The following is a 25,683-nucleotide window of genomic DNA, read 5'->3' on the forward strand; positions in this document are numbered from 1 at the left end:
ATATTTTATCACAAAAAGCCGATAATACCGTTAAGATATTATCGGCTTTTTGTGATAATTTCTTTAGCCTCAAAACTCATAAAACTCATAGAATACAAACTGATTTATTGGACAAATTTCATTCAAATTTATAACCTTATCAGTAATATTCTCACCTTCTAAACGTTTTTTTATATTCTTGCTTTCTTCCCCACGAACTGAGATATAAATAACATCTAATTTTCCTATCTCATGTAATGATTTTATTGTTTTGCCCCTAAAATCTGTACCCGCTCTATATGAATCTATGAACAAGACATCCGGAATTTCACTATATAACTTCGTATAGGTTTCCATCATTCCCTTCGTATATTTACCTACTCCATAAATGCCCACTTTGCCTGTAGCGCAATTAAGTGACATAGAATTAAACAAATTTAAAAAGTACTGTTTCGCCCATAATTTAATTTCTGTATACTTTCTCATTTCAGCCAAATCCATCGGATATGATTCCAGTAGTGAATTCATTGCAGATAGCAATTGAAACAGACATAATCTAAATAAATCTTGCTCAAGATTAAAACTTATAAATTTATTTTCCAGTAGTTCCACAAGCATTTTAAGGGCTTCAGAAAGTCTCTTGTCTAAGCTCTTTTTTTCATCTATAGATATTGAATTATCATTCCTGAATCTGCTCCAATTAGTCAGCAGAGTCTTGCCCCAACTAAAAGCATACAGAAGTATTTGTGGCTCTCCTTCTGACATAGCATTTATATATCTGAAAATATGATCCGCGCATATTATATGACTATACATATGAAACTCATCATATGCTTCAGTCATTGTACTGTTTTCTCTATATCTTCTTCGATATAATTTATTCGGAATATATGTAATCCTCTCTGCCTCTATGATAAATTCAAATGAGAATACATTATCTTCATAAATTACCCCTTCCGGAAATATAATCCCCTTCTCCTCCAAGAGAGATTTCTTATATATCGCTAAACAAACAGAAGCCAAAAATCCGTTAGGATAAAACCTTTCAAAAAAATCCCGCCCGCAATATACTCCCGGCTGTATCACTCTATTACGCTCATAAACATTTTTCTTTGGTGCAAACCTATTGTCTCCAAAAATAGATGCATCAAATAAAATACCATCCAAGTCTTTATCAAGATTGTCTTTTAATTCTTCCAATGTATTAGTTTCTAAACAATCGTCAGAATCAAGGAACATTATGTAATTGCTCTTAGCCTCTTTAATCCCCCAATTTCTAGCTGTTCCCTGTCCTTTGTTTTCTTGATGTAACACCCTGATATTACTGCTTCTGGAAGCATATTCTTCACATATTGTTCGGGTTCTGTCTGTTGAACCATCATCAATTACAATTATTTCATCAAATGGATTGGTTTGATTAATGGCACTTTCTAAACAATCTTCAATCCATTTCTCTGTATTATATGCTGGAATAATAAGTGATACAGAAATATGCTCTTCCATAATTATCCACCTCGGAAATTCACATTTTTGAAATCCTACAGCTATATTCCTTTGTTCTTTTTGAATAATTAATACCTACAAGAAGTATATTGTCTGTGAAATCTAATAATTTTCCAGTATACTTTTTATCGACGATCTGATTTATCGCAGTATCTGCATCTTCATCCCACTTTAATTCCACAATCATAGCCGGATTATTGCCTCTTTCCTTTGGAATAAAAGCAATATCAGCAAAGCCTTTACCTGAAGGAAATTCCCTTACTATCATGTAATACTTCCTTGCAGTATAATACGACATTTGTATTGCAAGAGCCAAAGAATTCTCATCGTTATATTCGAGAATCGATGCATAGTCCTGATGTGATTTTTCAATCATTGCTGCCACCTTGTCAGAGTCACCATCCCAAGTGGCATGTAGTAGCTCGTCAGACTCTCTTATAGCATCTGCTATCTCACTCCAATTTCCTACCTTAATTGCACTGTCAAATACCTCGCGAACTTCTTCATTTGGAATAAAAGCTTCTCCGGTCCTGGAATCAAAGCCTAAATACCCCATATGAATGAGTGCAGTAATAACATCATCCTTAGATGTAAAGCTTGTAAGGTCATTCTGGAAAGTACTTACATCTACTGAGCAGCTCTCTCCCGCTAGCATTTTTATTACCGAAGACTTAAGACCTTTCTCATCTAACCCAATATAATCATTTAATTGTCTAAATGCCCCTGTATTCTTCCAGTACGACTCGATCTTATTAAATGTGATTGCTTCAACTATAGAATTAGGGTTATACATATGTACATAAGAAATAGATCTGTCCGGATTAAGCGTTTCCATTACATACCCGTCATACCATTTCCTAACATCTTCTATTGGCATATCATACTTTTCAAGATATGGTTCTATCTCCTTCTCGGTAAACCCAAAGAAAGGCGCGAGATTCTTAGGTGATATCATAGTGTATTCAACAAAGTTATTCATCGCTGATTCACCCTCATATCTTTTAATTGGAAGGATACCGGTAATATACCCAAGCGCCACAAATTTCTTAGATTCTTCTGTTTTGAAAAATCCTCGAAGATACTTAAGATAATTCTCAATAAGTTTACTATCATTCTTTGCATCTCTGATGATGCAATCCCATTCATCGATAATAATAACAAAGCCAATGCCATCATTCTTCCAGACTGCTTCAATAGCCTTAGGGACGGTAGTTATTACGCCAGTAATAATATCGGGGTATAACTCAATAAATTCATCAAGGACAGTCTTATTCATCAATTCAACAGGATCTTCATCACTTTTAGAAGCATTTAAAAATGTGGCCATATCGATATGAAGAACATGATATTTATTTAAATTAACGCAATAATCCTCACTTTTTCCAATTGAAAGATTATCAAACAATTCTCTTGAATCACATCCACGACTATAAAATGCATCTATCATTCCAGCCGCCATGGATTTCCCGAATCTCCTTGGGCGACTAACTGAATAGAGACATTTTTCTTTACCTAAACTCGAATTAAGAATTTCTATCAATCCTGTTTTGTCAATATATATGTCAGAATTAACTGCCTTTTTAAAGCTCTCATTTCCAGGGTCAAGATATATTCCCATTATCTATTTCCTCTCATAATCTCTCTAAGAATACACTTGTCATCAACACCATGGGTTATACTACAGTTCCCAAAAACTTCTTCAATTCCCACTATTCTACACTTATCACTATACAATATATTCAATTTCCTGACGACTTCAATCTGTTCGTTGAGAGGTGTCACCAAAATGCAATCCGCCCCCCGAATAGAATCTCCCATCTCAATCACATTCACTACATCCTTCAAAGTGTCTGCATCCTCATCCATGACACCGATAATCTCAAAATCATTTTCTACAAGATAATCATAGAATGCACATCCAAGCTCACCCATGCCATAGATTACAATTCTACAGAAACCATTATATGATAAGAATTGTCCTAGAATATCTATGTTCTCTTTAATTTTAATCCTTACCTTTTTAAAGTTTATTGGCGTTTTCTCTAAATCGGATGTATTGCAAAGATCATTGTAACGTTTTTCCAGATATTCTTTTAACTCTGTTCTCTTACCTTTACAAGTATCATTTTCAAGAACATTTCTATAAACATTCAATACTTCATTTCCATATTTGCTAACATCAAAGATTTCAACCGCAAATTTACGCGCATTATCTGTAATACGCTTTCTATCATTATCATCAAGCATAATCGCTTCCCGCATCTTGCTTGCAAGTTGATAATAATCTCCATATTTGTACAAAAAACCTCTCTGACCGTCTTCGCCAATCAGTTCTTTTGTTCCACCCGAATCAGTTCCGATGGGAATATTACCGGCAGCCATAGCTTCAACGGTCACTCGTCCTAGTGCTTCCATCTTAGATCCAATAATAGCATAGCCACATAGTTCACGATACTTATCCAGATCTCTTGTGAATGGAATAACTTCAATGTTGTCTGCAAGATTACGCTGTTCTATATACTTATTTATTATCCAACAGTCTTTAGTATTCCCGGGACCAATAATATATAGTTTTATGGATGTTAATCCATCTTGTACCAACTGCTCTACAGCTTTTACTGCATGAATTTGACCTTTGCTTTTTGAAATACTTCCGACAAATAGAAAAGATTCATATCTAGACTTATCTGAATTATCACTGTAATCATCACTCATCAATATGCCATTGTATATTCTGGTTGTTGAAATATTGTATTTTTCAAAAAAAGAAGTAGCAAGGCTATCTGATATGGTGATAAGTTGGTTTGAAGATTTGAATAACTGTATTTTAAACTGTTTATCGAAACTTTCTATAGCATAATGCTCTTCTGTAAACTCTCGAATATGCCATATGTGAGGAATTCCTGCCATAGCAGCTGCCATCATACCAACATTAGAAGTACTTGAGTTAGTATGAATAATTTGTATTCCTTCATCACATGCTATATTCGCTATAACTCTTGCCGCTTCAAAATTATTCACAAAGACCGAATCGCAACAATTTAAATCATGCTTGCCAACCCTACAAATATCATTTTTAAAAGAAATTACTATACATTTATAACCAGCATCTGAAAAAATTCTCTTTATACTACCTTCTCCAGGAACAATAATTAGCGGAGTTATATCATTTTCTTTTGTTAAAAAGTCAAAGAGAGATAAAGATGCTCCACCAATAGAGGTTTCATTTATGATATATAATATTTTCACCAATAATATCCTCTGAAATACTATTTCATCTTTAGTAAATCATTTAATAAATTGAATATAGAAACAAAAGGAATACCTACCTGCTTATTTTCATTCATTATATTTCTATACTCATTAACCGCTGTCACTATGACAAGATCTATATTTTTATACGCATATAGTTCAGAAGGGGCTATTACTTTCAATTCTGATATTTGACCAATTCTCAATCTATCAATAAAGAATTTCACTTCAACAGAAGAATTTATCAACTCTCTATATAATAGATTTCCCACTTCACCACAACCGTATATTGCCACTCTCTTGAATCCCGCCCCATAAAGATATTCTCCCAAATCATATCCATTATGAATTAATTCTATCCACATTGAATAAACAAATTTTATAGAAACATCTCTTTCTCTAGATTTTAGTAGCCTTTCGATATACTTATCCGTATTAAATCCGTTCTTTCGCAAAATCTGTGTCGTTTCAAGAGTATTTATCTTAACACTCTCCGGATTATCACTTAACCCACCTCTCTCATATTCGCAAATAATCTGTGGTATTTTTTTATAACGAAATCCTTTCTTAATACACTGATAATACCAATCCAACTCTGATCTAAGAGAGTATGAAGTATCAAATTTACATTTGCTAAAACATTTGTTACTTACAAACAACGTCTGATGAATCAAGCCCAAGTTCGCACATTCTAATCTATTTGCTTCAACCAGTGTTTTTTCGTTCGGAGCAAAAATCAATCTAAATAAAGCTCCATCTCCAAATACTGTTTTTGCATCACCATAATAAATATCATATCCCGGATTATCATTTATAAAATTGTTTACACACGCTAAAACTCCTGAATCATGAAACCTGTCCCCCGAATTCATAAAGCAAATATAATCACCTGACGAATATGACAATGCCTCATTCATAGCATAATAAATGCCATTATCCATAGATGAATAAACCGTTATTCTATTAAGAGTATCGTTTCTGGCCGCCTTTGAACAGATATCAAATGTATTGTCAGTAGAGCCTCCATCTTTAATAAGATATTCATATTCTAAAAAGCTTTGCCCAATAACAGAATCTATTGTTTTTTTTATTCGGCTTTCATCATTCTTACAAACAGTTATTATTGAAAACTTCATTGTAAACGCCCTCAATTACATTACAAATTCATACCTCTGTATAATAACAACCAACGCGGCTTCATAAAAAAGTTTCTAGAAAGCCATATCTCTACCCAGCACCATTATATAACTCATTTTTAGCTAATTCTTCGCCAATATAGTTTTCTAGATAAAGATTCCATATACTCTTCCCATAATACTCTTCGACAATCCTAATCGCAAAGTCTTCAAACAAAATATAATCTTCATATTCTTTATAATCATTTTTTTCTAATTCCACTATAATTTTATCGATACCCTGTCTGGGAGTAACAATAATAAATGGCTTTTTTTCGTTAGAATTATAAGTGAATGGCTCAGATGCATTTTTACCGGAAATAATGCTTTTAAGATTCTTATCCCAAAAAAATTCTACATTTATTCCTAATTTTTCAAGCAATTTATAACATTTATTTCCTCTTATTCCACACCCCCATATAACATACTCTCTATCGGTATATTCAGATAAAATTCCACATACACCACTATCATCTGTGCGCAGCTTATTTAGAAGAAATCTCGCATATATCTGCTTATTCCATTTTTCAAAATACTCATTTTTATAATCAAACTTATTTATATCAGAATGAATTTGCTCGTGATTATCATTAATATATTTCGCCCAAAAGCCTCTCCGATGCGATTTATTCCAGCCATGTACTCCAAATGGCAGGTTAGAAATACCAATTCTGCAAAAAGATCCAGCTACATCGTGATCTATAGCAAACTTTTCAGCCACTTCAAGAGATGGCACTGATAAATCAAATCCTTCATTTATCCCCATAAAAGCAAATACCCTATCTTCAGCAATATACTCATCCTCGCTTACGCCAGCAATTCCATATACTTCATCAACATAATCCGCTGCGTTTACCATTGCGCTTATCTTTCGTAAACTAAATCCGCCATTTCCAACATAGCCCGCCATATGCTCCATATAGTTATAGGTCTCAGAAAACCAATAATATGGAATAGCAGCACCAATATAGTCAAAACCAAGATTACAAAAATATAGTAACTTATCTTCAAACACAAACGCGTCTAACTGATAGATAAGCATATATTTGTATTTCATAAATCGCGAATAGAACTCTTTTTTCAGCAGCAAATTACTATACATAATTACTGAATCAAACCATTTATCCTCAAAGCATTCGACAAGTATTCCTTCCTTATCTGATAAATACTTGAGTCTTTCTGGTATCATAAAAATGATTTTATACTTTCCTAATACTTTCTTACATTGCATTAAAGAAATCATTTCATCGTCTGTCAACTTTTCACTATACCTAGGAATGACCACTACAACATCATCGATAATACTATTCATGTTCTTTCTCTTTATTGTCTAAGATTTACTATCAAATTGATACGCATCGACTTACTAATTCAGTAATTCTGCCTTGCTCTTGCTTTTCTATTACACTCCTCCATGACCCTTCCGAATGATGAATGGATACTGTATTTCCAGAAACATTATCACAAATTCCATCTATCATTAATGGAGACATAACTTCCGTAGGATATATAACATTTCCGTTTATATTTTGGTATCTGTTCTCAATTTTAAAGCCATTTCTTTTTAAAATCGGATGAATAAATGTATGGCACGGTTTCTTTTCTGGTTTACCATCATGATAAAAAATCTCTTTTTTGAAAGCTTCCACCATTTGATGAATTATCTCACTATCTTTGACACCGCCAAACCCGCATCCCTGATTGATATTATCTGCACTCCCCATACAAAAAAAAGAATTATCATGCAAAAGCTTATCGAAATTACTCACCACTTCGACATCTGTATCTAAATATATTCCACCTTCTGAACAAACTATATCTAGCCTTGCAAGATTTGGTACAAACCCCCAACTACACGAATCATAAGCCTCTCTAGTATATCTATCTTTTTTAAAATCGTAATTATGTTCATCCCATTTAATTATCTCATAATCAGGATTGAAGCATTTCCAAGTGTAAATATTCTTCTCATATTCATAAGGAAGCTTTTTTCCCCCAATCCAAATATAATGTATTTTTTTAGGAATCAATTGACTGCCGCAAGAAAACTCAAAGTCATCATAAAATTCATTTATTGATCGCCCAATAGCTCTAACATAACAATAAACGCCATCAAGCTCTTTGATTTGATCGAGTTGTTCAACAATTTGCACAGCATAGAACGTTGAAGAAACAAATAATATACAACTTTGAATAGGCACTTTTTTATTTACAAAATCTGTAACAAACTCATTTATTCCACATATGGGTACACTCTTCCCATTATGTTTAATACTTTTACCCCAAAGCTTTTCATTATTATCTATTATTCGCTCAATGTTTCTTTCTTCAAAGTAAACATCAATACAACCGTCTAGCGCTCTTCCTGCACCAAAGACATAGATATCCTTATTCTTTGAAAAACGAATAAATTCACATGGTCCACTTTTGATAATTCTGAGCATATCTCTTCCTCTCGCATTACCCAAACCTGCTACTAATTCCAAAAATTGTATCATTGAGTAATTGAACTTCGTATTTAGAAAAACCTCTATTTAACAAGTTACTCTCATCATAGTTTTCACGAAGTTCCACTTCTATTCGCCTAGAATAGTCATATATATCACACTTAATATTTCCGATATTTTTATACAATGCTATAGCAAACCTATGGTATCCATCTATCAAATCATTATTATCCCATATCATTACGGATTCATTAGTATAAAAACCATTCTCATCTACATTTTTCACGAGCGAACAGAAACGTTCTAATCTTCTCGTGGCAGTTTTGTTATTCTGATGTATAGATTGCAACTTTGTGTATATATTAAATCCATCTTCATTATTTCCATAGAACATATCTATTGCAAGATATCTGGCTGCGATAAGGTATTTGTTCGTCACAGCTTTCCATATTTCTTTTGTTGGCATAATAGCGGTTTTCTCTAACTTCCCTAACCATAATGAATATATATCATGATATATCCATCTATGCGGCACTCCTTTATCAATTAGCAATGATTCAATTTCATCTTTATATATCTCATGAGTAGCTATCCAAACACTAACCCCATTTTCATGTACAATTGATGACAAAGGAATTACTTTTCTTCCGTAATAAGTTCCAGTATACCTTGTATCAGCAAAACCTCTTACTATACTATCTCTATTAACTGCTATTAGAATTTTCATTAAAAACGTAGCAACAAACCCTGTCCCTACAACTATAACACTATTATCAGTGATTTTTTCTAATTCGTCTCTTGATAAAGAATTCATATATTATCCTATTTTACAATGGTCTTATATAATCACCATTCTATCAATTCCATCAAAATCAATAGTATTTGATACTCGATATTTCTACATTAAAAGTTTACCACAAAAGAGGAGTTGCTACTTGAGCAACTCCTCCCAAAATACTTGTAGAAATATTAGAAAGAATAAAACTATGTTTATGATACTACGACATTAACTTTGATGATGTAATTCTGGTTATTGATTGTAACTTTGAAATATCTAACATCTCCATTCTCTGCTGAACTAAAGTTTGTTCCTAGTATTGTAGCTGTACCATCTTCTACAGTAATCTTTGGAGTCGTCTTATACTCACCATCAATAGCGTCACTATACTGAACCGCTGTCAATCCTGTTGCAGAAAGTGTACTATCCTGACCCTTTGTATAAGTCATTGTATACTGCCAATTCTGACCAGAAACTGCTGTAGCACCTGTAATAGTCGGATTTGCAGGAGCATCAGAATAATCTACTAGTGTTACGCCTTCAGTTGAATTATCGGTAGAAGCCTTAGCAGCATATGTCCATGTGAACTGTACGCTGGGAGCAGTTGTATCAGTTGCTACTGCTATACCATCGGTTACTGCACCTGTAAGATTGATATTTACAGCTTTCCAAGCTGTAAGACCTGATGTCTTCTTTACAAATTTATAACCGGGAGTTTGAGCTTCACCATCATAAACAACCTCATAGTTAGCCTTATTTCCAGGAAGTACTACTATTGTATCTACATCTGTATCGGTAAGTATTTGTGTTTTACCACCAATACTAGCTGCCAAATACAATTTTGCAGTTGTTTCACTAGCAGTAAGAGCAGCTGTTGCCATTGTGATATCTTTTGAACCTGCAATATACTTAGTCTTTACTGTAAGAGTTGCATCACCAGCACCCTTGTTTATTGCCTGTACTGTTTTACTTGTGTTAGCATATGTCTTTGTACCTGTAAGGAAATAAACACCTGTGTCATTTTCTGTCGGAAATGTTGCGCCCGTGTAATCAGCCTTTGCTTTTCCGGAAGCAATTGATGCAGCAATAAGGCGTTCAGGATCCATACTAAATGCAAATGTGGTAGCATCAGTTGTAGGAAGCACAAAATCCATAACATCCTTATCTACGTGACCTTCAGAACTACCAGCACCGGTAACAGGGCCATCTGCCAAAGCAGTAACTCCGCTTCCTACGATCATTGTTGCAGCAATTGTCAGTGCCAGAAATTTCTTCATTGTTCTCATATAATCTTTTCCTCCTTGATTGAAAAAATAGACATCCCTGTCTTTTTAAATATTTAGTTTTCTACGATGATGTTAAAGCCAACTCGTAGAGTACTTACTGTTTCCTGATTCTCATCCACCAAATGGTAGACCATAACGCATTTGTATTCCCCTTTATCAAGAGGTGTATCTAGTGTTATCCCTCTATACTCTTCACCTCTGGGAATTACAGGTGATTGAATAATTGGTGTGCTTTCATCCTCTTCCAGGAATACATCAAAATAGACATCATTTGTATTTTCTTCGACATTTTCTACGAAAGCATCGTCTGAAACTGCTGACCCATCACTAAAATGCCAATTTGTACTCATTCTGGCATTGTAATAACCGGGTTCGATATACTCTTTCTCAAGCATCTCGTCTATTTTGTCGTCAACGTTATCATTTGTAACAACTACATTGCGGTTCTCTACAGTATCTCTTTTCTGTTGCGATTCGGAACTATCTTTTTTAGTAAGAATCAAAGCGAAAGCAACAATTACTGCGATCAGCAATACAACTATTACACCCAACAAAATGATAACAATCTTGTTATTTCCTCCACTACCAGTCTGTCCATTAGCCTGTCCGGCCATAATGACACCTCCATCACTATTCAGTTTTTAATATAGAATTACTCGAATTCTTCTCTAAGAGTCTCATACAGGCGGAGGTTCTCTCACCTCTCTTACCTGACTTGCTTTCCTATGGTTTTCAACTCTATGTGATCTTACACGCATAGGCATCACCCCAATTCTTTTGCAGCACTCTCACAGAGCAAGGGTGCCATGGACACTCTTACATTGTTTCAATAAGAGTATCGGAATTTCTTTTCCCATTGTTTATAGCGAAGAAAACTTTCATTTTCCCACTCTCCTCGTGAAATTTTCTTGCAAATTTCGGATTCGGATACGTGTCTTTTTCAGAATTACCTCGAGTTAATTCTGCACACATCGCTCCGCTGCATGTAGAATAGCAAAATCATAATTTAAAGTCCATTATACAAATCTAATCAAATTATAATCTTTTTATAAACATACATTTATACGTTTGTCTTTTAGCGGAAATGCGCATCAACTCAGCATTTAACACGCTTAAAGTCTGACTCTTATCCATTATCCCTAAACTCGTGCATTAAAATAAAATTATAGACCAGCAGCCTGGATCACTCCAAAACTACTGGTCTACGTATTTTAACTATTCATTTCTTCAAATATTAGATCTATCTCTACTATTGTCTACCGCGTAATACTTCTGCTTAGAACTACTGGGTTTTTCGGGTATAGTCATTGCAATTTCACCCTTCTCTATTAAAGGTATCACATAATTACTAACCACATACGATACAGACTCAAGCCCCAGGAATTCAGCAATTTCATGCCTGCTTCTTGGAGTCCTGCAAAATTCTACTATAGTGTTCGCATTATCTTCTGATGCCTTTACCGCTGTTGACGCTTCTTTTTTATAAAACTTCACTATGAAGCTTCCTCTGGAATCAAGAAATTCAGGAGGCATAAGACCGCTTTCACGCATAGCCTTAATTATAGTAGGAATCCCTGAGTATCGATTCTCTGTTACTTTCATCAGTTCCAGCTCAGTTGCAATTACCGGATTTCTGGTATCAGGTTGAACCTTACCAAGTTGATCAACCCTTATTCTTCCGTAAATTCCGCCCGGATTCTTAATTTCAATCCTATCGCTAAACATTATTATCTGAACCGGCATTCCTTCTGTATGAATACTATAATCACGATGCACCAGTGCATTTATCACGGCTTCTCTTAAAGCAATTAATGGAAACTCATATCTGTCATCTCTTTTTCCGGTACTTGGATCTACGACTGTTTTTGTCTTCATATTTTTTATCAAAAACTTCATAGCTCCATCTACCATTTCAGGAATGCTTCCTTCAATCCTCATATTATCAAGGAATCTTTCACCCTCAATACCCAATTCTCCAACTTCTATACCGGGAACTACCGTAGCTATTATGCATAGTTGCGGAAAGAAAGCCTGCGGATACGGGCAAAAGTTTAATACAGAGGCAAGTGTAATCTCGTCTCCTCTCTTTATGCTCATAAGATCGTAAATCATTTCATCTGAAAGATTTGATAGATTCGGCTTATTGAACTTTAGAGAATTTACATAATCCGTTAATGCCACTTTATCCAAGGAATCAAAAGATGCTCTTTTAATTATTCTGATATCATCCTGGTACTTTTTACGATAGGCCTCGTAACTGTAAACTTCATACTCTGTCATGGGCTCATCATGATCTCCCACTCTGATATATGAGCCTTTTAACCTACCTTTTCCCTGGTAGAACACCGGTCTGTCTGTTATGTCAGCACTTGGAATCTCTGCTGACACAAAGCTTTTTCCATCCTTTTCAACAACCGTAATAAGAGGCCTTACTACAGGTTCCATCTGCAGACACTGATCGCTTACCTTCTTCTGCAAATCTTGCGCATCATAAACCCCGACTTCCTTAAAATCATCATCCTCATCAACACCAAAAACTATTATTCCCCCATCATCCTGATTGGAAAAAGATGATAACGTATCATAAAGGCGTGTCGGGCACCCCTTATTCGCACTTTTTATTTCCAGAGTAGTTGTCTCACATTTCGCATTTTGAATATATTTTAATTTCTCAAAGAGTTCTTCATTTGTCATTTCATATTTCCTCCTTGTTTTTATATATTTTAACATTTTTGCTTTATGCTTTGCAATTTTTCTTAAATCTCTTGCCTTATTTTATATTTTTTAATGTTTTTCATTCCGCATTTTATGTTTTTTATCAAAAATTCTTAAATTATATTCTTGTTTTTCATGTTTTTGATATTTTTTCTAACCAAACTTATTATTTAATAGATATATGATCAGCCAAAAAAATAAACGCCGCAGATTGCAGCGTTTATTACAACACTTATAAGGCATTCTGTATTTCTACAAGACTAATTTTTCTATATACCCAGCCACCCTTTCACTGGCATGGCCATCTTCTATAACCTCATGTTTTGTCATGAACTCATCGACCTTTTTTAAATAGTCAGTCACATCGAAATTCTTAACATTCTCGATAAGCTCATCATTATTCTCAGCTATATCAAATGGCAGTTCATGTCTTTCCCACATGAATTTACCCCGACTCTTAATGTATTCCTGAACATCATCAGCAAAAAGAAGCACCGGTATCTTTGCAAATGCTGCATCGAATGCACAGCTGCTGTAGTCCGTTACTACCAAGTCACAGCCACCCATGATCTCGCTGATATCAGGAATCTGGCTTACATCTATCAATCTGTCATCTTTTTCTGATAATGGCATCTCATTTAGTTTTGCTGATAACTGGGGATGAAGTCTTAAAAGAATTCTCCAGTCAGCTTCATACTTTCGATTAAGTTCAGTTATTAGTCTATTAAAATCTATCCCGGGTATTTCTGAGATTACCTGCTTAGCCCCTTTCTGATTACCTCCTCTGAATGTCGGTGCATACAAAAGGAGTTTTATATCTGAATCAAGTCCGAGTTTTTCACGTAGTTTATATCTGAGTTCTTCCTTATTATTTATCAACGGATCTACTCTTGGGGATCCCACTCGTAATGTAGGTCCGCTATAGAGCAACTTCTTTGGATATACTCTGTCACAGTAGGCAGAATTAGACAGAAACATATCTGCAAGATTCGAATCCCACTCGCTTACAAGCCTTGCAATCTCTGGGAATGCATCTCCTCTAAAAAGGCCAACTGCCTTAAATCCGATGGTCGCATGCCAGGTCTGTATATAATACTGTTCCTTTCTTTTTATTGTTCCAAAAGGTTTTCTGTAATTATCAACCCACAACCATGCCGTAGATAAATGATATGCAGTATTGAGGGGTGTATCCTGGACCGGAGTAATATATTCCGGAAACGCTTTTGAAGTATCATGTAATAGCCATATCATATGAAGCTCAGGATGCTTTCTGTGAAGTTCTTCTGCTATATACCTGGGATTACAGCAAAATCCTCCATCACCCTCATAAGATGAAAAAACAACCTTATTCTTTTTTATAGGAAATATCTGCATAAGACGAAAAAGCAGGCTAAGTCGTCCTGCTTTTCTTTTTCTCATAAGGATATATTTTTCGTCAGAACTATTACCCATTCTATTCCTCTACACGTCTTGGTATTTCTACTCTGAGGAGAGTAGAAGATATATTCGGAGTGTGTGGCAGATATATTACATCAACGCCTAATGATGCCAGATCCTTCTCTGTTTGAATCCAACGCTCATCCCCCTTCCAGTCATCTCCAATAAAGACCGCATCAAAATGGTACTCATTCCATAATTCCACTTTATCAAGTGTATTCACTATAACGCATTCATTAACTGCTTTTAAGCTTCTGATAATCTCCGCTCTGTGCTCCTGACATATGACAGTTGTCTTATTTTTATATTCCTTCACAAGAGCATCTGAATTAACGCCAACTATCAGCTTGTCGCACTGTTTTGCCGCGTTGGCTATTATATGGAGATGGCCAATATGAAACATATCATAAACGCCCTGTGTATAACCAATTTTATACATTTATAGATACCTCTCCGGTTCATTTAGAAAGACGTCCGTTACTCCTGCTGCCTCAAGCTTTTCCAAATCCATTCTTCCGCCTGTTGGCTTCGATGGATACAAATGGCCACCAAAATATGCCCTTACAGTTCTTCCCGATATCTCTTCTCTTGATAAATCAAGCCCAATGCCGCCAGGATGCAATGCCAACTTAGTCTCGTGATCAGTAATCTGCTCCATTCCCATTGCCATATATAGGCAATTCGATAACTTTCCATTAAGAACTCCTATTTCAGCTTTTGGACTAAGAACATGTACTTTCGTCAGCGAAAGCGGATAGAAGCTGGAGTAAACAATCGCATCTTCTACCCCGAATTTAGCCACCATATCGACTATTTTCTCTTCCATTCCGACATAATAAAATACACCATTTTTAAGTTCTATATTAAGTCTCAACTTCCCTAAACGCATTTTAGGGGCAAGCAAATCAAACACTTCTTCCATGGTTGGAATATGTTCTTTCAGATTATCTTCCGTCCTAATATGTAATCTTTTAAGTTCAGAGAGCGAGTACTCGCGGACATACCCCGTGCCCTCTGTGGTTCTGTCTACCTTTTCATCATGTATTACAACTATTTGACCATCTTTGGTAAGCTGTATATCCAGCTCTATCCCTTCAAGCCCTTGAATATTCATTGCTTTTTCGAATGCAGTCAGTGTATTCTCAGGATAACATTGGCTGCATCCTCTGTGTGCCCATATCTTCATAGTCTTCTCTCCGATAAAAATTCCTCCATAACTTTGGCTCTGACAATACTTTCTGTCTTATCACGTTTGATAGCTTCCTGATATTGAAACTCTCTGTTTTCTCTTATGGAATTAATCCTTCCGAAAAATTCTTCGAATTCGTATCTGAGCCCATCTCCCAGGAATTCTGCCTTGTACTGCTCTATATTTTGGGAATCTTCATATCTAACCTCAAAGTACTTCGTTAACCACCAGGGCGATTTTGCCAAGATATATCCTTTGGTACCGGAGATAACAAGTTGGCCTTCGCTTTTTACAGTAAGTCCCGTCTTACAGGTACCTGATTTATTACCATAATTAAAATAGGCCTTGGTATACCCATCCACACTATCATCATTATCATCTGAGCTTACTGAGAAAAAAGATATATCTTTATAATCAGTCCCTAAAAATCTTAATATCGGAAGCATTGTATAACTTGCAAATTCAGTAAATGATCCGCCTGCTTTTTTATCAGTGAATTCTCTCAGACTCCTTTCTGTCAGCCTTGTAAAAGCAGCTTCCACATCGATGATTTTTCCGATTTTTCCACTGTTCGCTATTTCGCACAGTTTAAGAAATCCCGGACAGGAAGCAGTCTTTATGGCTTCCATCAATATGAGATTGTCCTTTTCTGCAAGTTCATATAGCTCCAAAGCCTGCATCCTGTTCAATACCATAGGCTTTTCACAGATAACATGTTTTCCTGCAATAAGCGCAGCCTTAGCATATTCATAGTGTGCCTCATGTGGAGTAGCAATATATACTGCTTCCAAATCAGTTCCTAATTTTAACAGCTGATCCATCTTCTGATAATAGTCAGGTATTTCATGCTTGACAGCGAATTCCTTAGCATGTTCGATATTTGGATTTACAACAGCGACTATACTAAACCTTTCGGAAGCCCGTATTTCATTGACAGCTCTGTTTGCAATTCTTCCTGTTCCAACTATGGCAAGATTCATATTAAAATCCCTGCTGCTTTCTTCTGATATTCATAAACTTCTCAACGACCTTTGCCATGGCAACAGATTCTTCTGCTGTAAGCTTATAGTCTATTCCACTTGTTCCGTTTATTTTTCCAAGGAACTCGGCAATCTCATATCTAAACCCATCAACACCTATAAATCCGGCTTCATAATGATCTATCCGGTCTGCCTGCTCATATCTGACATCAAACTCTCTAATCAGCCACCATGGCGATTTTGCCAGGATATATCCTTTTGTACCTGAGATAACAAGTTGACCTTCCGACTTTACACCGGCTCCTGTTTTTGATGTTGCCAAACCATTTTTATATCTGAATTGAACCTTAGTAAATCTGTCTATTCCGGTTTCTCCAAGAATTGAATCAATCTGCACATCCTCATATTCTGTGCCAAAGAGTTTGAATATAGGGAGCATGGTATAGCTTCCATACTCCATAAAAGCACCGCCATACCTGGCATCAGACATTTCCCTTGACTGCGGGTCCCCAAGTCTGGTAAAGCAAGCTTCTACATCGCATATTTCACCTATAGTCCCATCCTTAGCTACTGACAAAAGTTGTTGGAATCCGGGCAGATATGCTGCTCTGATTCCCTCCATAAGGACTACTTTATTATTCTTCGCAAGGCTATAGAGTTCCACCGCCTCATCATATGTAAAGGTCATTGGCTTTTCGCAAAGTACATGTTTCCCCGCAACTAATGCCTTTCTGACATATTCTGCATGGGTTTCATTAGGCGATGCTACATAGACAGCATCTACAACATCCAAAAAATCTTCATATTCATTTGAAAATGACATAACTGAAAATGCGGATGAAAAGTTCTCAAGGCTTACTGTCTCAGGGTTATAGGCAGCCACTGCTTCTATGCCCGAAACAAACTTTGTCTCAGCAAAAAATCTCTTGGCTATTCTACCTGTACCGACAATTCCAAGTTTTATAAGCTTTAGTCTGTCATTTCTAATTATAGTAGATGAAATATTAGGGGTTCTATCAAGATAGACTACATTGCAGTATTTTTTTAGGTAATCAAATTTCCCAACCCAATCTGATCCCAACACAAAGGTATCGATGCCGTATCTTTGGATGTCCTCGATTTTCTGACCATCGTGATCTTCAACGATTATCTCATCCGCAAACCCAGTAGCACGAACATTCTCAATTCTGGTCATAATTGGATCAACAAGATTAAGCTTACCCCTTTTCCTGTCAAAGTGTTCCGTAGTCACACCGACAATCAGATAGTCTCCGAGTGCTTTTGCTCTCTGCAATATTTTATAATGTCCCTCATGAAATAGATCGAAGGAGCCATATGTAATAATCTTCTTCATTCATATGCCCTCATTCAGATATATTTATCGTTTGACAGATAGTCAAAGCTAAGAGATACTCGCCAACATATTCCGATATTTTGACTAAGTATTACCCCTCATATTTTAACCGTATTCCATATCTGCAAATATGTCAAATATCATTCTCACCTCGATAGCATTGCAGAAATTTTATTCAACGCTTTGCAACCCCCTACTTCTATAAAGATCACAAAAAGCATATAATAAAAACCGATGTTCGCTAAAGGAGATGTCTGCCATCACAGGCGTAAGAGAAATTATGTCAAAGAAGAAAAAAGGAAGCCTGCAAAGCTAAGCGAATGACTTGGTTTTGAGCAAAAGAATAATCAGATATGAAAAAGTGCAGATAAAGTCATATATGTCCTTACCTGCACTTATTATTTGTCCATAATTAAGGTTCATCCAATCATGGATCTGATTGCATATCCCACTCCGTTATGATCATTGTCCTTAGTGACCATATCAGCCAGCTCTTTTATACTTTGTTTTGCATTGTCCATCACTACGGAAAAACCGGCTCTTTTAAGCATATCAATATCATTATCCGCATCACCTATAGCCATTGTTTTACTTGCAGGAATACCTAATAGTTCTGCAAGTTTCAGCATCGCCATGCCCTTTGTGACACCCTTGGCGTTCATCTCAAGGCTTGTTTTTTCAGCATAAGCAAACTCAAGCGGAAGATGTTTTAATTCAGAATATCCTTTTTCCCTGTCTTCAACGCTCCTAAAATATATATTGATCTTTGTTATTGAGGAATGCCTGGCACTCTCTGCTTCCATATCTTTTACACGCCTTGTTACCTTAATATACATAGGCTTATATACTCCCATATGGAAATCTTCCATATGCTCAAGATCATCCTCTGAAACAATGGATTCATCTTCAGTAAGGAAAGTCAGCATTCCATCATACTTCTTTGCGGTTGCAATAATTGGTTCAAAGTACTGAGAATCTACTTCGTTTTTATATATAGTCTTTTCTTCTAAGCAATCATATATAATAGCTCCGCTGTAGCAGATGGCATATCTTATCTGCGGAAGCTCTTCAAAGTAGTTCTTCATTTCAATAAGAGCCCTTCCGGTACAATACGCAAGGTTCACTCCTTTGGAAACAGCTTTGTCTATATCACTGATAGTAGAAGGATCTACCGTCTTGTCACTCTTTAAAAGAGTAGCATCCATATCGACCGCAATAAGGTCGCACATGGGAATCCTTTTATTCATTTATATTTGCCTTTCTATCCCAAATCTCCACGTCAGTTCCAATTACCTTTGACGTAAACGGAGTTCCGTCATTCTTTTCAAAATGCTCCTCGGCCATTTTAACATATTTGAATCCGATGTACAGAAGCGGTATGTTACAGTATGCTATCAGAATATTGGCAAAATCAGACAAATCCCAAAGGGCGCCAAGATCCATACCCACAATGGATGTGAGCATTCCAAAACATATAACTGCTATGTCAATGATCCGGATAGCATTAATAAATGCAGTGCTTTTACTGATTCTGTTTGCGCAGATCTCGGAAAACGACATAAATCCAAGAAGACATGTAAATGCAAAAAGTCCAAAACAGAGAGACACAAGCAATGTCACTATGCTGTTAAAGGCTGTCCCCGGTGTCAGCTCTGCCACAGATGCCAGATACTTAGGGAGTTTTCCAAGTTCAAACCACGCATCTGCCTCATCCGTAAGCCATACTCTTCCCATGATGACAACGAAACCTGTGAGAGTACAGATAACGATAGTGTCAAGGAATACGCCAATTGCCTGAACGTAGCCCTGATCACAGGGATGTGCAGCATCTGAAGCTGCTGCCGGCATTGTGATAGTACCTTGTCCTGCTTCATTTGACATAAGGCCTCTCTTTACGCCCTGCATAAGTGCCACTCCAAATGCTCCGCCAAAAACTGCTTCCGGTTTAAATGCTTCTGTAAAAATAGCATAGAAGAACCAGGGGATGCGATTAAAGTTAATCACTATCAGAACCAGTACAGTAACTACGTATACGATTGCCATGATGGGAACAAGCACGTCAGTTACTTTTGAAATCTTTTTTGTTCCACCAAAAGATACTGCTACTGTTGCAACAATGACTATTACAAATCCAATCCAATAAACGAGGTGTGTTGTAGAAAGTTCCGTTCCGGCGATGATGCTGCATATCTGTCCCATGGCTGATACAGTGTTAAAGCCCTGTGCCGGGAAGCAAAGAATAGCATAAATGATATACATTAGTGATAACACAACGCCGACTACAGCTGAGTTTTTCAAAAGCCTTCGTCCATAGAAAGACATTCCGCCGATATACTCTCCATTTTTTTCTTCCTTGAAAATCTGAGAGAGCGTAGATTCCACAAATGCAGTAGCCATTCCAAAAAATGCAGAAATCCACATCCAGAGCAGAGCTCCAGGACCGCCCACGGAAACAGCTCCGGTCACGCCAAGAATATTACCGGGGCCAACTCGCATAGCAGTTGATAGAAAAAAGGATGCCAAAGGAGATATACCTGTTTTAGCCTTACTGTTTTTCAGAACCTCTATTCCACGCTTAAACTTGCGTACCTGAACGAACCTTAGTCTTATTGAGAAATAGATTCCGGAACCGATAAGAAGAATGATTGCAAGCGAGAAATTTCCAATTATCGGGATGCTTGAATACCACTCGAAATTGGTAGGAAAGTCCCAGAAAAGGTCAGAAACGACCTGTATTTTTCCACATACCGTCGTAATAAAAAATAGTAGCCTATCCATACAAACTCCTCCTCGTTTAGATCCGGCTTATGAATGTATCATAGCCCAACATGAACCCCTGTCAATAATTCTAGCACCAAGCGATACAAAAGAACCACCCTATTGCAAAAATACACAGCTTTCATTCTCACCTTTTCGGCATCGCTATATCATGCCACACGGCATTTTGCCTATCCATGAAATTGAAGCTGACCTTCACCGGTCTGAAATGTTCCATTGAATATGTAGTAGTGTAATACTCAGTTATCTTGTCCACATAGGCATAGACTCCGTAGGATAGCGTAAGATAACTCTCATCTACTTCGAACATCACAGCCACATAGTCTGCAACTATTCCCCGCAGGAATTCGTAGGCCTGTCTGGGCGAGTAGTCATTGATATCAAGAAAACAGAATCCCACACTCCCGGTCTTATACTCCTTGGTATGGTCTTCTTCGTTCACCAACACCTTTCCCGCCAGCAGTTCTTCATATTCTTCTTTTGACATGAAACGGTATAAAGTCACTATTTCATCCTCATCCAAGACTTCGATATATCCCAAACAACTATTAATGAACATCCATAACTAATTATATCATTCAGTTTATTTGACGCGCGTCAAACAAAAATATATAATAACATAAAATAATAGTTTTATTTGACGCGCGTCAAATATATAGTGCAAACGGAGTAGACAATGAAAACAAAAATCATCCACGAAAAACAGGATCTCACCTACCTCAAATGGTCACATATACGAAGTTCAAGTGGTACTGCAGGGACTTTTTTAAAATCCCAGTCTACTATTGGTGGATCTAAGATATATTATAAACTCTCAAATTTTGACTCAGAGAAAGGTGTCATAGGTCACGAATGCATAAATGAGATAATCGTGGACAGGTTACTTACTTTATTAGGGGTTGAACATTTGAGCTATAACCTGATCAATGCGACTATAGAAATAGAAGGCAGAACCTTCGATACATATTTATGCGCTTCTGAAGACTTCAAAAACAGAGGTGAGAGCAAAATAGCTCTGGATGATTACTTCAGAACTAATGCCCTCCCCGGCGAATCACATTATGAATTCTGCGCTAGAAACGGGTTTAAAGATTACATTGATGAGATGATTGCTATAGATTTCATCATACTCAACAGAGACCGACATGGAGCAAACATCGAGATCTTGCGAAACGCAAGAAATCACACACTCCGAATTGCTCCGTTGTTTGATCATGGACTCTCCCTTCTCTATTCATGTACTACAGACAAAACTGCGGCCGCCTTCGACATAATGGAAGACAGACGTTGTCAGAATTTCATTGGATCCGGATCCTGCTTTGAAAATCTAAACCTTATCAAAAATCGCGACTATATATTCAAAAATCGACTGACAGAATCTGATAAAACCTACATTTTTGAAGGTCTTTACAGTATATTATCCGATGTCTTTATAGATAAAATCTGGGCCATGATTTATGAAAGGTACTTAATCTATGAAAATCTATGAAATTGCAGATGAAGGAAACAATATTTCAATCGGTGTTCTCCTTTTCTACGAAAAAGAACGAACATTTATAATAGAACTTCAGGAAGGTCTGGACGAATGGACTGCGCCTCTGCTACTTACCAGTTATGTAAAAAAGGGAATACATACAATTCCCAGAGACATTAGTCTGTTATGGGTAAAAGAGCGCATCATCCCAAGCGGACGCCAGAATATCGGAAGCATTCTTAACACTCATCGCCTTAAAGAATACGACGAGATGCGCTTTCTTGAACTATCAAATGGTCGTTGTTCTCAGGACAGTCTGTATATAAAGAAGCTGGATGAATTACCGACATATGTAATAAACAGGCAAAATCGTAATCTTTCTGATTGTACGCCAATTAGAGATAGCTCTCTTCTTTGCTTTTTTGCTGATAATACTGTCAGGAAAACAAACCTTGGAAATCTTTTCGAAACCAAAGACAAAGTTATAGACATATATCCATCCATAAAGTCAGAAATCGATAAAATTTTAAGATATCCAGACCTGTTTTCATCCTGCAAGGTCGGAACCGGCGGCTATTTTGTGTCCTTTAATGATTCCATAGATATCCCATCGTCCTTGCTGTATGATACCGGAGAGCTTATTCCTCTGACACCTGATGATTTTTTCTCATTTGCCAAAAAGAATCTCCTTGATACAACGCAGTGCAGCGATATTCTTGAGTGTTCGAGACAAAACATTTCCTATATGGTACAGCAGGGTCAACTATCACCGATAAAAGAGAACGTAAAAGGCAACCTATACTCCTATGGTGAAGTACTAAAAAACAAGTGGTGAATAGCACAAAAGTAGATTCAGCAGGTGCCTTTTCTTCCCTCTGAATCTGCTTGCTTATAATTTATAAATAGTAATCCTCAACAAATAATATCCTCATACTTCATTCTTACAAGGGTGTGCGGAAGGCGCACTTTCCTGCCCTTGGAGCCTGTAAGGAGACGGGCAAGTTCGCGGACCGCTTCTGCTGCCACGTTGTAGAAATTCTGTTTTACAGTATTCATCTGTTTGCCCACATAACCCATAAGGATTATGCCATCGAAGCCGCAGACAGGTCTGAAAATATCCATGTCCATCAAAGCCTTCATGGCACCTATTGCCATAAGGTCTGAGCCGCACACTACGATATCCTTGTTTTTGCCGTAGCGAAGGGTCAGATTGCGGGCCTTAAGCTCTGAAAAATCTCCGTTTCTGATAAAAAGCTTAATCTTTCTCTTTTTACAAAGATCCTCCATGGCTCTGATCTTCTCTTCTGTCACATAGCTGTTGCGCATGCCTGCAATATAGAGGATGCGTTTGCAGTAATTTTCTTTTATGGTCTTCTCTGCAACATCAATCTGAGCCTGATAATGATCGATACCCACTACGGATGTGCTCTCATTTGTAGTTGCGCCATCAACCACTACTATCTTAAAGTACTGCGAATCAATAAGCTGATGCAGCACTTTGTCATCATTATTCATTCCAAAAATAACGATCCCGCTGATGTTCTGGGATGCAAAATATCTTATCATCTCTTCCAGATTCATCTTGGCAATCATTGAATAGAAAACTGTTATGCAGTCAAGCTGCTTTTCCTGAGCCATCCCAAGAGCACCTGATATATACTGCATATCAATCTCGTCGATGGCCTGTGTTTTCATATTTAATTTAAGGAGAAGTGCGATTCTGCCGGAACGCTTTGATGAAAGCGCCGCTGCCACCTGATTGGGCACAAAATTGAGACGCTCTACAGCGTCGTTAACCTTTCGCCTGGTCTCTTCACTTACATTTGGGTAATTATTCAGAACCTTTGAAACTGTTGAAATGGCAACCCCTGCTTCTTTTGCCACATCCTTGATAGAAACCATTACATCATGCCTCTCAAATGGATATTTTGCTCATATAATAGGCATATAAACTTCTATAGGTATCATAGTCATAGTGGAGCCCATCATTTGTGCTAAATCCATTATTCTGCAAAAATGTGTATCCGTCAAGATAACATACTCTGCTGTCGAGTCCGCTCTGAAGTTTTGAATTGAATGCCTCGATATCGGCGTTTGTAATGGTAGGATAATCGCTCACGGGAAGAACAGCCGCATAGTAGACAGTTGCGCCTTTTGAAGTCCATGAATCGATTTTGGAATTAACCTTCTTAATATATTTATCTACATTGTGCAGATCGTTTACACCAAAGTTTATTATAATAGCTGTTCCGTTTGCGGCACTTGCATCAATAGTCGGAATAGCTGTATTTACAAAGAAATCATAGCCTTCTCCAACCTGTGCAACCCACACGCTGCCACTTTTCCCAACAGCCTGATTCATCTGAACAGTTCTGGAATCGCCTGCAAATACATAACCAGAAGCAACAGGAACTGCCTTCTCCTGCAGATAATCACTCTTTATATACGCTGCTGCGCCGTCATAAACGACCTGAGTCCAACCATTGCCGGTTACGCCAAGCGCTGTAACCTGAGTACCTCTGTTTAAAACAGCAACCTTATCAAACTCTGTGCCTGCACCTGTTCTTACATTGACTCTGTCACTTGTATAAAGTGTTTTCTCAGAATCAAAAACAGTGATGTTATAAGCAGGAACAATTTTCTCTTCTTCTGGAACATTGTTAATAGAAATAAGACCTTCCTCAGCCTCTTCGTCATCTACCGATTTAGACAGCATGACTGTCTCACTGACATCGTAGGACTCTTCTGTATCCGGCGCAGGTATTTCAATAGCCTCTGCGACAATAGTGCCGGGATCCTGAGTAGCAGGTCTAAGTAAAGAAGCGCATACTAAAATAAGCAAAACAATAGCCGATGCTGCCAGCACCGTTAATTCAAATGACGTAACATTCTTTTGTCTTATCGAAATATGGCTCATAAATAACCTCAGAATAAAACACGAGGGAGCTGTACTGCTCCCCACAAATTCGAATGTTAACCTATTTTTACAGATTTGTCAAATTTATTACATATCCAGATAGCGTAAATTGATATTCGGAAACAAAAGGGTGGAATACACCCGGAATCATTTAAGATCAGACTTTGTCTCCGTTATTATACAGCACTGAAGCCCCCGTTACCAGCCCCTAGCCGTTTGTTCCCTGCGGAACCTTGTGTTCCGCTTATATTCCTTGGTCTGCTTGTTGACTACTTTATCTGCCAGGAAATATCAGTCAACCCCAAAGCCGCTTTGCGGTGCGCCGTGCGCAGGGTTGACAGATATTTCCTGACAGATATTCTGTAGTCAAGCAGATCAAGGATATCTGTGCGCCTCAGCGCACTTTATTCAAGGACAGA

The 25,683-nt window shown here is 37.1% G+C and carries 22 protein-coding genes; 2 read left to right on the plus strand and 20 right to left on the minus strand.

Going from position 1 to position 25,683, the window contains the following annotated elements:
* Positions 1–69: 69 nt before the first annotated feature.
* From G610_RS22515 to G610_RS0118625, 18 genes are all read right to left on the minus strand, one after another.
* A complete protein-coding gene (locus tag G610_RS22515) occupies positions 70–1,482 on the minus strand; it encodes a glycosyltransferase family 2 protein (RefSeq protein WP_051198122.1) in 1,413 nt (470 codons plus the stop codon).
* A gap of 19 nt (positions 1,483–1,501) precedes the next feature.
* Positions 1,502–3,100, minus strand: coding sequence for an AAA family ATPase (locus G610_RS0118540; protein WP_026525949.1), 1,599 nt, complete (start codon positions 3,098–3,100; stop codon positions 1,502–1,504).
* Complete coding sequence (locus tag G610_RS0118545) at positions 3,100–4,731, minus strand: glycosyltransferase (RefSeq protein ID WP_155831065.1); 1,632 nt, start codon at positions 4,729–4,731, stop codon at positions 3,100–3,102. Before G610_RS0118545 ends, G610_RS0118540 begins: the two co-directional genes overlap by 1 nt.
* 20 nt (positions 4,732–4,751) lie before the next feature.
* Positions 4,752–5,870: a glycosyltransferase gene (locus tag G610_RS0118550; protein WP_026525951.1), complete on the minus strand. Its 1,119-nt coding sequence runs from the start codon at positions 5,868–5,870 to the stop codon at positions 4,752–4,754.
* A gap of 91 nt (positions 5,871–5,961) precedes the next feature.
* Complete coding sequence (locus tag G610_RS22520) at positions 5,962–7,221, minus strand: DUF5672 family protein (RefSeq protein WP_051198123.1); 1,260 nt, start codon at positions 7,219–7,221, stop codon at positions 5,962–5,964.
* Positions 7,222–7,252: 31 nt separating this feature from the next.
* Complete coding sequence (locus G610_RS22525; RefSeq protein WP_196809871.1) at positions 7,253–8,395, minus strand: glycosyltransferase family 32 protein; 1,143 nt, start codon at positions 8,393–8,395, stop codon at positions 7,253–7,255.
* Positions 8,370–9,170 (minus strand): hypothetical protein, encoded by an 801-nt coding sequence (locus G610_RS0118565; protein WP_026525952.1) that lies wholly within the window; start codon positions 9,168–9,170, stop codon positions 8,370–8,372. Before G610_RS0118565 ends, G610_RS22525 begins: the two co-directional genes overlap by 26 nt.
* Positions 9,171–9,346: 176 nt before the next feature.
* A complete protein-coding gene (locus tag G610_RS0118570) occupies positions 9,347–10,420 on the minus strand; it encodes a hypothetical protein (protein ID WP_026525953.1) in 1,074 nt (357 codons plus the stop codon).
* Positions 10,421–10,473: 53 nt separating this feature from the next.
* Positions 10,474–11,034 carry a hypothetical protein gene (locus G610_RS0118575; RefSeq protein WP_026525954.1) on the minus strand — a complete coding sequence of 187 codons (561 nt, stop codon included), beginning with the start codon at positions 11,032–11,034 and terminating at the stop codon, positions 10,474–10,476.
* A 613-nt stretch (positions 11,035–11,647) separates the two neighbouring features.
* Positions 11,648–13,114, minus strand: coding sequence for an ATP-binding protein (locus G610_RS0118585; RefSeq protein ID WP_026525955.1), 1,467 nt, complete (start codon positions 13,112–13,114; stop codon positions 11,648–11,650).
* A gap of 273 nt (positions 13,115–13,387) precedes the next feature.
* Positions 13,388–14,587, minus strand: coding sequence for a CDP-glycerol glycerophosphotransferase family protein (locus G610_RS0118590; RefSeq protein WP_026525956.1), 1,200 nt, complete (start codon positions 14,585–14,587; stop codon positions 13,388–13,390).
* A 1-nt stretch (position 14,588) separates the two neighbouring features.
* Positions 14,589–15,011: an adenylyltransferase/cytidyltransferase family protein gene (locus tag G610_RS0118595; protein WP_026525957.1), complete on the minus strand. Its 423-nt coding sequence runs from the start codon at positions 15,009–15,011 to the stop codon at positions 14,589–14,591.
* On the minus strand, positions 15,012–15,758 hold the full coding sequence (locus G610_RS0118600; protein ID WP_026525958.1) for a glycerophosphodiester phosphodiesterase family protein: 747 nt from the start codon (positions 15,756–15,758) through the stop codon (positions 15,012–15,014).
* On the minus strand, positions 15,755–16,741 hold the full coding sequence (locus tag G610_RS21680) for a Gfo/Idh/MocA family protein (RefSeq protein ID WP_051198125.1): 987 nt from the start codon (positions 16,739–16,741) through the stop codon (positions 15,755–15,757). The genes G610_RS0118600 and G610_RS21680 overlap by 4 nt, the downstream gene beginning before the upstream one ends.
* Before the next feature lies 1 nt (position 16,742).
* A complete protein-coding gene (locus tag G610_RS0118610) occupies positions 16,743–18,095 on the minus strand; it encodes a Gfo/Idh/MocA family oxidoreductase (RefSeq protein ID WP_026525959.1) in 1,353 nt (450 codons plus the stop codon).
* A gap of 419 nt (positions 18,096–18,514) precedes the next feature.
* The gene (locus G610_RS0118615; RefSeq protein WP_051198126.1) at positions 18,515–19,342 is read right to left on the minus strand and encodes a Cof-type HAD-IIB family hydrolase; all 828 of its coding nucleotides are present in this window, start codon (positions 19,340–19,342) and stop codon (positions 18,515–18,517) included.
* Positions 19,335–20,873, minus strand: coding sequence for an alanine/glycine:cation symporter family protein (locus G610_RS0118620; protein WP_026525961.1), 1,539 nt, complete (start codon positions 20,871–20,873; stop codon positions 19,335–19,337). The genes G610_RS0118615 and G610_RS0118620 overlap by 8 nt, the downstream gene beginning before the upstream one ends.
* A gap of 127 nt (positions 20,874–21,000) precedes the next feature.
* Positions 21,001–21,378, minus strand: coding sequence for a hypothetical protein (locus G610_RS0118625; protein ID WP_155831066.1), 378 nt, complete (start codon positions 21,376–21,378; stop codon positions 21,001–21,003).
* Positions 21,379–21,549: 171 nt separating this feature from the next.
* Here G610_RS0118625 and G610_RS0118630 point away from each other — a divergent pair, with 171 nt between their 5' ends.
* Both G610_RS0118630 and G610_RS21685 read left to right on the plus strand, forming a co-directional pair.
* The gene (locus G610_RS0118630; RefSeq protein ID WP_026525963.1) at positions 21,550–22,362 is read left to right on the plus strand and encodes a hypothetical protein; all 813 of its coding nucleotides are present in this window, start codon (positions 21,550–21,552) and stop codon (positions 22,360–22,362) included.
* Positions 22,349–23,182, plus strand: coding sequence for a hypothetical protein (locus tag G610_RS21685; protein ID WP_035797983.1), 834 nt, complete (start codon positions 22,349–22,351; stop codon positions 23,180–23,182). The genes G610_RS0118630 and G610_RS21685 overlap by 14 nt, the downstream gene beginning before the upstream one ends.
* 77 nt (positions 23,183–23,259) lie before the next feature.
* Here the strand turns inward: G610_RS21685 and G610_RS0118640 are convergent, their stop codons facing one another.
* Together G610_RS0118640 and G610_RS22530 are read right to left on the minus strand one after the other, a co-directional pair.
* Positions 23,260–24,249 carry a LacI family DNA-binding transcriptional regulator gene (locus tag G610_RS0118640; protein ID WP_026525964.1) on the minus strand — a complete coding sequence of 330 codons (990 nt, stop codon included), beginning with the start codon at positions 24,247–24,249 and terminating at the stop codon, positions 23,260–23,262.
* Between the two features lie 13 nt (positions 24,250–24,262).
* The gene (locus G610_RS22530) at positions 24,263–25,264 is read right to left on the minus strand and encodes an SH3 domain-containing protein (RefSeq protein ID WP_051198127.1); all 1,002 of its coding nucleotides are present in this window, start codon (positions 25,262–25,264) and stop codon (positions 24,263–24,265) included.
* Positions 25,265–25,683 lie beyond the last annotated feature (419 nt).

This window comes from Butyrivibrio sp. MB2005, assembly GCF_000424285.1.
Taxonomy (GTDB): Bacteria; Bacillota; Clostridia; order Lachnospirales; family Lachnospiraceae; genus Butyrivibrio.

Excerpts from the sequence above, each read along its gene's own strand:
- G610_RS0118630 (WP_026525963.1), top strand. The coding sequence starts at position 21,550 with ATGAAAACAAAAATCATCCACGAAAAACAGGATCTCACCTACCTCAAA.
- G610_RS0118570 (WP_026525953.1), bottom strand. The coding sequence starts at position 10,420 with ATGAGAACAATGAAGAAATTTCTGGCACTGACAATTGCTGCAACAATG.
- G610_RS0118610 (WP_026525959.1), bottom strand. The coding sequence starts at position 18,095 with ATGAAGAAGATTATTACATATGGCTCCTTCGATCTATTTCATGAGGGA.
- G610_RS0118620 (WP_026525961.1), bottom strand. The coding sequence starts at position 20,873 with ATGGATAGGCTACTATTTTTTATTACGACGGTATGTGGAAAAATACAG.
- G610_RS22520 (WP_051198123.1), bottom strand. The coding sequence starts at position 7,221 with ATGAATAGTATTATCGATGATGTTGTAGTGGTCATTCCTAGGTATAGT.
- G610_RS0118575 (WP_026525954.1), bottom strand. The coding sequence starts at position 11,034 with ATGGCCGGACAGGCTAATGGACAGACTGGTAGTGGAGGAAATAACAAG.
- G610_RS21685 (WP_035797983.1), top strand. The coding sequence starts at position 22,349 with ATGAAAATCTATGAAATTGCAGATGAAGGAAACAATATTTCAATCGGT.
- G610_RS22530 (WP_051198127.1), bottom strand. The coding sequence starts at position 25,264 with ATGAGCCATATTTCGATAAGACAAAAGAATGTTACGTCATTTGAATTA.
- G610_RS0118590 (WP_026525956.1), bottom strand. The coding sequence starts at position 14,587 with ATGGGTAATAGTTCTGACGAAAAATATATCCTTATGAGAAAAAGAAAA.
- G610_RS21680 (WP_051198125.1), bottom strand. The coding sequence starts at position 16,741 with ATGAATCTTGCCATAGTTGGAACAGGAAGAATTGCAAACAGAGCTGTC.
- G610_RS22515 (WP_051198122.1), bottom strand. The coding sequence starts at position 1,482 with ATGGAAGAGCATATTTCTGTATCACTTATTATTCCAGCATATAATACA.
- G610_RS0118550 (WP_026525951.1), bottom strand. The coding sequence starts at position 5,870 with ATGAAGTTTTCAATAATAACTGTTTGTAAGAATGATGAAAGCCGAATA.
- G610_RS0118640 (WP_026525964.1), bottom strand. The coding sequence starts at position 24,249 with ATGGTTTCTATCAAGGATGTGGCAAAAGAAGCAGGGGTTGCCATTTCA.
- G610_RS0118615 (WP_051198126.1), bottom strand. The coding sequence starts at position 19,342 with ATGAATAAAAGGATTCCCATGTGCGACCTTATTGCGGTCGATATGGAT.
- G610_RS0118565 (WP_026525952.1), bottom strand. The coding sequence starts at position 9,170 with ATGAATTCTTTATCAAGAGACGAATTAGAAAAAATCACTGATAATAGT.
- G610_RS0118595 (WP_026525957.1), bottom strand. The coding sequence starts at position 15,011 with ATGTATAAAATTGGTTATACACAGGGCGTTTATGATATGTTTCATATT.
- G610_RS0118540 (WP_026525949.1), bottom strand. The coding sequence starts at position 3,100 with ATGGGAATATATCTTGACCCTGGAAATGAGAGCTTTAAAAAGGCAGTT.
- G610_RS0118585 (WP_026525955.1), bottom strand. The coding sequence starts at position 13,114 with ATGACAAATGAAGAACTCTTTGAGAAATTAAAATATATTCAAAATGCG.
- G610_RS0118600 (WP_026525958.1), bottom strand. The coding sequence starts at position 15,758 with ATGAAGATATGGGCACACAGAGGATGCAGCCAATGTTATCCTGAGAAT.